This is a genomic window from Lentzea aerocolonigenes (assembly GCF_000955955.1).
Lineage (GTDB): Bacteria > Actinomycetota > Actinomycetes > Mycobacteriales > Pseudonocardiaceae > Lentzea > Lentzea aerocolonigenes_A.
On record NZ_JYJG01000153.1, the window covers coordinates 38,083 to 45,464 of the forward strand.

At 67.7% G+C, this 7,382-nt stretch carries 7 protein-coding genes; 4 read left to right on the plus strand and 3 right to left on the minus strand.

The genetic code is table 11. From position 1 onward, the window contains the following. Window positions 1-6: 6 nt before the first annotated feature. The 4 genes from UK23_RS22400 to UK23_RS22415 are packed head-to-tail and all read left to right on the plus strand — an operon-like array spanning window position 7 to window position 2,955. The gene (locus UK23_RS22400) at window positions 7-1,437 is read left to right on the plus strand and encodes an alpha/beta fold hydrolase (protein WP_045313546.1); all 1,431 of its coding nucleotides are present in this window, start codon (window positions 7-9) and stop codon (window positions 1,435-1,437) included. A 32-nt stretch (window positions 1,438-1,469) separates the two neighbouring features. Further along, window positions 1,470-1,916, plus strand: coding sequence for a hypothetical protein (locus tag UK23_RS22405; protein ID WP_045313547.1), 447 nt, complete (start codon window positions 1,470-1,472; stop codon window positions 1,914-1,916). A gap of 38 nt (window positions 1,917-1,954) precedes the next feature. After that, on the plus strand, window positions 1,955-2,200 hold the full coding sequence (locus UK23_RS22410) for a hypothetical protein (protein WP_156213313.1): 246 nt from the start codon (window positions 1,955-1,957) through the stop codon (window positions 2,198-2,200). Between the two features lie 50 nt (window positions 2,201-2,250). Next, the gene (locus UK23_RS22415) at window positions 2,251-2,955 is read left to right on the plus strand and encodes a hypothetical protein (protein WP_045313549.1); all 705 of its coding nucleotides are present in this window, start codon (window positions 2,251-2,253) and stop codon (window positions 2,953-2,955) included. Between the two features lie 58 nt (window positions 2,956-3,013). Here the strand turns inward: UK23_RS22415 and UK23_RS22420 are convergent, their stop codons facing one another. From UK23_RS22420 to UK23_RS22430, 3 genes are all read right to left on the minus strand, one after another. Further along, window positions 3,014-4,240 carry a glycosyltransferase 87 family protein gene (locus UK23_RS22420; protein ID WP_052684939.1) on the minus strand — a complete coding sequence of 409 codons (1,227 nt, stop codon included), beginning with the start codon at window positions 4,238-4,240 and terminating at the stop codon, window positions 3,014-3,016. Between the two features lie 301 nt (window positions 4,241-4,541). Next, entirely contained in the window at window positions 4,542-6,131 is a 1,590-nt protein-coding gene (locus UK23_RS22425; protein ID WP_045313550.1) for an elongation factor G, read from the minus strand. A gap of 137 nt (window positions 6,132-6,268) precedes the next feature. Then, window positions 6,269-7,382, minus strand: a 1,114-nt coding sequence (locus UK23_RS22430) for a glycoside hydrolase family 43 protein (protein WP_045313551.1), incomplete at its 5' end; no start/stop codon positions are given.

Genomic DNA, 7,382 nt, shown 5'->3' on the forward strand with positions numbered 1-7,382 from the left:
GGACTCATGGAACTGACCACACACGGTCCGCGGAAGACGTGGTCGCTACTCCTGTCCGTCAGCCTGGCCACGGCGGCTTTCGGCTCGGGCCACCTGACGGCCGCCGCGTCCTCGGACGGCTGGTGCGACACGACTCCGACGAGCGTCAGCGTCTCGGATCAATGGCTGCCGTTCACCGTTCCGGCCGGGCTGATGCCCGACCCGAAGTTCGACGGGCGCTCCGCGGAGATCCAGGTGCACCGCGTCAGTCCCGTGTACGCCCACGGCAAATGCGCCTATGTGCCGAACCGCGCGGCAGTGCTGGTGCACGGCAGCAGAGTGTCTGGCACGCCGTCGTTCGACCTGCGGCACAACGCCCCCAACGGCGACACGCTCAGCACACAGCGCGCGCTCGCCCAGGCGGGAATCGACACCTTCGCACCCAGCCTGCTCGGCTACGGCCGTTCGACGCGGTTCGCCGACGGCCTCGACGATCCCGGCAACGCGAGCCTCAGGCCCTACAACACCGATGGCAGCTGTTCCCACGCCGAGGGATGCGACCGCGCGCACCTCCCGATCTTCCCCCTGGACCAGCAGGGCACGCTCCTGCTGAACAACCCCCTCGACGGGCAGCGGAGCGCACACTCCACCGGCACCCGCTTCGCCCGGACCGACGTGTTCGTCCGCGACATCCGCCAGGTCGTCAACTACGCCATCGCGCACGCGAAGCCGTCGGACCGCAAGGTCACCCTGATCGGCTGGTCGTTCGGCGCGAACTACGTCGCCGCGACGCTGCACGCCAACCCGGCGTTCGCCAAGAAGGTCAACCGCGTCGTGTTCCACTCCTCGGGTTTCGACACGCCAACCGAGGAACTGGTCCCGCCGGACGGTTTCACGAGCTTCCCGACGAACCTCGCGACGCGGGACTCCATCGTCTCCGGCCCGGCGATGCCGCCAGGACGTGCCGCCGCCTGCACCGGCCACCGCATCCCGGGAACACAGGAACAGCTGTGGAGCCAGATGATGGAGGAGGACCCGCTGGGCAGCACGTGGGGCGGAGGCACGGGCCTGCACCGCTCGCCGACGTTCTCCTTGTACGGCTGGAACTCGGAGGTCGCGTCCTCACTGACGACGCCCTCGCTGGTCATCCACGGCACCGACGACACGGTCGCGAAGCCGGAGTGGGGACCCGCCGTCTACAACAGCCTCGGCGCGTCCGGCAAGGTGCTGGTGCAGGTGCAGTGCGGCAGCCACCTGCTGCACCTCGCGGGCTGCTCCGGCGATCGCTGCACCCCGGAGTCGGGCACGCCCTACGGCGGTCGCCCCGGCGAACCGTGGGCCGGTCCGTATTCCACCTACCAGGCCGCACTGACGGAGTGGATCAAGAACGGCACCTTCGACGGGGCGTCGCGCGGACACTTCGTGGTCAACGAGAGCGGCGTGGCGAATCCCGCCTGATCCACCACTCATCGAAGGAAAGGAAACGAACTGTGCGCAGCGACATCCGGCTGGACGCCGACAAGGACGGCTGGGTCACGATCGACGGCGCGGTGCTGAACGTGACGGCGTCCGACGTGATCCTCGAGCAGAAGGCATACCGCACCGACAAGGGAGGCGAGTACCGGCGAGCTCTCGTCCACGACCTGAACGACGGCCTGACGATCAACTTCGATCGCGACTACCCGGGCGGCGTGACCGTGCACAACGCGAACCTCAACCTCAGCCAGAGCGTGCAGCTCGGGACAGGAGAGCCGAGCCTGCCGCGCGACGCCGCGACCGGGGATCTCGTGTTCATCCGGCGGTACTTCCTGCGGCCCCTCGACCTGAAGACCACTTTCGACGAAACGACGCTTTGGCTGTGCGTGGGCAGAAGGTCCGGAGGCGGCGCCCTGTGGTCGAAGGTTCCGCTCGGCGAACCCGTCGAGGGCACGGGCTGAAGACGGCACCGGGAGGACAAGTGATCAGCTTGAGAGACGTGACGGCAGAACTGGGCGGGAGCGGCCTGCGGGCCACCCTCGGCCAGGAGGGGTTGCCCTCCCTGCGAGCGCTGTTCGTCAAGGCCGTGGCCAAGCAGCTCAACCAGATGCCGTATCCCATCGGCTTGCCGATCGACGCCGGGACACGGGAAGCGGTGACCGAACCGGCTGTGCTCGCCGATGCCGGCGGCGGATACCGGTCCGACTTCCGCGGTGGCGTTGTGCGGGATCTGCCACATGTGTGAGACCGACGAGGAGGAGTGATTCGATGCCACCCGAACCAGGGGGTCCGTACGTGACCGACAAGCGACGGATCACCGTGTGGTTGACCGGACTCGAGTGTCAGATCAGGCAGGAGGGCGAAGACGAGGTCCACGGATCGGTCGGCGTCATCGTCCCGTCGCGGAAGACGTCGACGGTCCATCATTTCCCGGCCGGGGTCGACGACCTGAAGATGGGGAAACCCGGAGTCCGCATGGTGACCCTCGATTCGCTCGTCCACGAGGATGTGCCGGGCGACGTGGTCCTCAGTGTCCTTCTCGTGGAGCACGACTCCGGCGACGTGACCGAGTACAAGGAGAAGATCGCCGCCGAAATCAGCCGAGCCGCCACCTCGCTCGGCGCTGCCGTAGGCGTTCCGGCCGAAGCGATGGGCTCGAGCCAGGGGTTCGTCAACGACCTCTCGCTGGGGCTCGTCGATCTGCTGTCCGACTGGGTGGGCGCGGATGACGACCCGTACAACCCCGGCACCAGGCGGATCTCGGGCAGGGACATCATGACGGCTTATGGGCTTGCGCTGGAGGAGTTGCACGACGTCCCCAACCCGTTCGTGTACCGGCGCGCGAGCCGCCCGGACACCCCCGGCGTCGAGCTGGAGCACAACATCGACCCGGTCGTCGTCAGCGGCACCGACGGCGGTGGTGACACGGGCAGGTATGCGTTCTACTTCCTCGTCGAACTCTTCGCAGGCACCGAAAAGGTTCTGGGCCGCCCGGAGTGAGGCAGGCATCGCCGGCGTCCCGCCCGCCCTGGTGGGGCGCCGCCAGTCGCTGGAACTCTCAGGTGCGCGAGGCGTTCGCGAAAGCGGCGAAACCAGGGCGTTGAGTTCTGATCGGCGACCGCCGCAGCACTGCGAGTGCCACGAGCAGTCCGATACCCGTCCACACGTAAGCGTCCGCGATTGCGTGTTGCAGCAGGGAACAAGCCTGCCCCTCGCCGTACCCGCACGGTAGCCAATCCGCAGGCTGCAGGAAGAACACCGCGGCAACCCCGAGCAATGCCGAGCGCTGCAGCCAGGTGGTTGCCCGCATGGCGAAGCAGAGGATGGCGGGCACGCACCACACCCAGTGGTGAGACCAGGAGATCGGAGAGATCAGCAGGCCGACTGCCGCGATGGCGAGCATCGGCTCGATGTCGTCCTGGGCGCGTTGCGCGACGATGGCGCCGAGTACTACCACCACGATCGACAGGCAGACCCACAACAGGCTTTCGACCCAGGTGCTGGGAAGCAGCCGGAGCAACGCTCCGTGCAGCGACTGGTTGTAGACGTACCAGAGCGTCTGGTTGCTGCCGGGGTTGAGCATCGCGCGGAACCAGAACTCGACAGAGTCCTTCGGCGCCAGCAGGAAACCAGCGACGGCGAGCCCCGCGAACGTGACTCCTGACGTCATCGCGGCTCGCCAGTCGCGTTTGAACAGGAGGTACAGCACGAAGATGGCCGGTGTGAGCTTCACCGCGGCCGCGATCCCGATCAGCACACCGCGCCACTTCGGCTTCACCACGAGGCAGTCCAGCACGATCAACGCCATCAGCACCAGGTTCACCTGACCGAGCGCGAACGTCGAGCGCACCGGCTCGATCTGCAGAAGCACGATCGCGGCGATCGGCCCCACCGTCCACATGAGACGCGGCCGCACCCGGCCGACGATCACCACGCACACCAGTGAGAGCGCTGTGAAGCTGACCATCACGTAGCAGGCGTGCACCAGCCACCACGGGGCGACGGTGAGGCTCGTGAAGAGGAGCGCGGCCATCGGCGGGTAGGTGAACGGCAGGTCAGGGCCGCCGAGTCCGCCGGGGAAGTCGACGTACAGCGGAAGGTCGCGCAACCAGGCCAGCCCGCCGTTGCGGTACACCATCATGTCGGCCACTTGATCTCCCGCCCAGGCGATCGGCAGGACGATCAGCGCGAGCACCCATGTCACGCCGACGATCCGCCGGCAGTGCAGCTGACCGAGACGGTGGCGCCAAACGTCCACCAGCATCGGCAACATCTTCGTGACCATCGCTCGAGCGTCCCCGTCTCGTTGTGCGCCAAGAACCTTGACTGTCCGATGTAGACGAGGGTGCCGGTCGGAGGCGGGCCGTCAGATCGGCTCGAAGGCCCTGATTCGCTGGACGATCAGGTAGGGAGGACGGCGTGCCTCGGCCGTTCGGCCGAGGTCGATCGGACACCACCTGGGAGCAACTGGCTTATCGCTGAACCTGCTCTAAGAGCCGGTTTCCAGCGTTGGGCGGCATGACACAGCGAATTGACACGCGGACACCGTGGCCGAGCGGGGTATCAGGTTGAGCGAGCCCCGCTGGTCAGCGGGGCTCGCCGTAGTGGTCGAACTCGCTTTCCAGCACGCCTTCGCCACGGGTCAGCGACGGCAGCCGTCGTTGCAGCTCGTGCACGCGTGCCGCGGGGATCTGTCCTTCCAGGACCGTTGCGGTCGTCGTCAGCGGCACCGCGCCGACCTTGCCCAGCGCGACGAGCACCGCGCTGAGCGCGTCCCCGGGAATCTCCAGCCGGAAGCGGTGCACCGGTTCGCACGTCGAGGTGCCCGCCCGCCGGACCGCTTCCCGCAGCACGATCGGCGCCAGGCCGCGGAAGTCGCCCGCCACGCTCACCGGCGACGAATAGCCGGAATGCGTCATCGTGACCGTGCAGTCGCGGATCCGGTCAGCGCGCAACGTGTCGCGCACGGTCTCCTCCACGGCCCGGAAGAAGGCCAGCGGCAACGAACCCAGCTCCACCTCCAGCCGGAACTCCTCCGGCCCCGGTTGCACCCGGAACCCGATGGTGGCCGCGTACGGGTTCTGGCCGAGGAACCGCACCGCCTCGCCCACGCCGCGGAGGCGTTCCACGCGAATCATCCTGGTCTCGCGGAACGTCACGGCCACGCCGTACTCCAGCGCGAGCGTCGCCTCGATCACCTCCCGCTGCACCTCGCCGTACAGCGAGACCACGATGTCGTCACCGTCGAGCCGCAGGTTGATCAACGGATCCTGCTCGGAGAGCTGCTGCAGCGCGGCGTGCAGAGCCGCGCGATCAGGTGACTCCACCACGGTTTCCAGCGTCGGTGGCGAGAAGTGGTGGACGCGTTCGCGACGCGCGGCGCCGATCGCGTCGCCGATGCGGACGTCGAGACCCCACAGCTTCGCGATCTGCCCCGCCCTGGCGACGTTGCGGCGCACCGCCGAGGCACCCTCGAACACCGCGATCGAGGTGACTTTTCCTTCGCTGTCACCGATTCTCACCCGGTCACGGGTGCGCACAGTGCCGGCGAAGAGCCGCACGAGCGCGATCTTCTCGCCCGCCGCGCCACGTTCGACCTTGAAGACCGTGCCGGACAGCGGACCGTCGGCCGCGACCGTCACCGCCAGCGACGTCGTGACACCCGCGACCAGCTCCGCCACCCCGGCGCCGGTGATCGCGGAACCGAAGTAGACGGGCGCGTCGGTCTCCAGCTTCTCGGCCACCTCGCGTGCCACGCGCTCCCCGTCGGCGCCACGGCGGTCCATCTTGTTCACGAAGACGACGGCCGGGATCCCCAGGCGCCGCAACGCCCGCATGAGCACGCGGGTCTGCGCCTGCACGCCCTCCACCGCGGACACCACGAGCACGGCGCCGTCGAGAACGTCGAGCACCCGCTCGACCTCGGCGATGAAGTCCGGATGGCCGGGCGTGTCGATCAGGTTGACCGCGACGTCGCCGACGGTGAACGAGGCGACCGCGGACTTGATCGTGATGCCGCGCTGCCGTTCCAGCGCGAGCGAGTCGGTCTGCGTGTTGCCGGCGTCCACGCTGCCGAGCGCGTCGATGACACCGGCGGTGTGCAGCAGCCGCTCGGTGAGGCTCGTCTTACCGGCGTCGACGTGAGCCAGAATTCCCAGGTTCAAGGTGCGCGACAAGCGTCATGTCCTCTAGATAGGCGATGAATACCTTCTGGGTGAACACGAACGCCTCGCGCATGTACCTCTCCTTGTCCTGATGACTGGTCGTGCGCAGTGGAGCAGGTCCACCGCGCACGACGCAACCGAAATTCGGGTCAGCTCGTCACGCGGAACGTGGCGTCACCGCGTCCCGTCGCGGTGGTGATCGGGTCGAGCTTCAACTCGTAGGCGTAGTGGCGGAGATAGCGGTCGGGGTGGTTGTAGGACTGGAACGACGACCAGTTCGCGTCGGCGAGCCCGGCGACCTGGCGGAACGTCGCGTCCTGCGCGAACTGCGCGGTGCCGTCGTTGTAGACGAGTTGGAAGTCGTAGTTGAAGTGCCGCAGGAAGTAACCGGGGAAGTTCACCGACTCGAACGACACCGTGCCGGAGCCCGCCAGGCCGGGCCGGAGCCGGAACTGGGAGTCGTCGGCGGGGTTCACGTTGGGATCGATGCGTGCGTCGAAGCTGGCGTGCCGCACGTACCGGTCCTGGAAGTTGAACGACTGCAACCGGTTCACCGCGGTGCCGGGCCAGCGCGCGAGCACGCGGTTCTCCTCGGCCGCGGTCACGTTGAGGACCCAGCCGTGGCGCTTCTTGGTCCCGCCCATGTTGTACGTGCCCGACGCCGGAATCTGGTAGCTGCCGGGGTTGGTCGGGTCGGTCGTCACGACCGGCAGGTACCCGCGTCCTGACGCGTACTGGTCGACGTACAGCGCCCACTTGGTGCCGGAGTTGAACCTCATCCACATCGGACCCTCCACTTGCGACCCCGTGAGCCCGATGCCGGAGAGGTTGCCGAGCGTGGTCCACGTGCCGAGGATCGAGTTGCTGCCCTCGAGCGTGATCTGACCGTCGCCGGAGGCCCGGACGTAGCGGTGGCTGCCGACGCCCGCGGGCATCTCGATGATCTGGGTGTCGATGATGTTCTGCGTGCCGGGGCGATCGATGTAGAGCTGTGGTGTCGTGATGCTGCGGAAGTCCGTCGTGCGGGCGGCGTAGATGCGGTGCTTCAGCACGCCGTTGAGCGTCGCGTTCGTCGCCCAGTACAGGGCGTAGTCACCTGTGGCCGGGTTCCAGATCGCCTCGGGTGCCCACGCGTTGCGCCCGTCCGGGATCGCGCCCGCGACGTTGAGCAGCCACGGTTGTGACCAGGTGACGAGATCCGTCGACTCCCACACCACGAGGTTGCGGCTGCCGTTGTTCTGCGAGCCGGGCCAGTCCTGGCCC

What these genes read in the sequence shown, in the direction of transcription:
- UK23_RS22400 (WP_045313546.1), top strand. Translation starts at nt 7, where the DNA reads ATGGAACTGACCACACACGGTCCGCGGAAGACGTGGTCGCTACTCCTG.
- UK23_RS22420 (WP_052684939.1), bottom strand. Translation starts at nt 4,240, where the DNA reads ATGGTCACGAAGATGTTGCCGATGCTGGTGGACGTTTGGCGCCACCGT.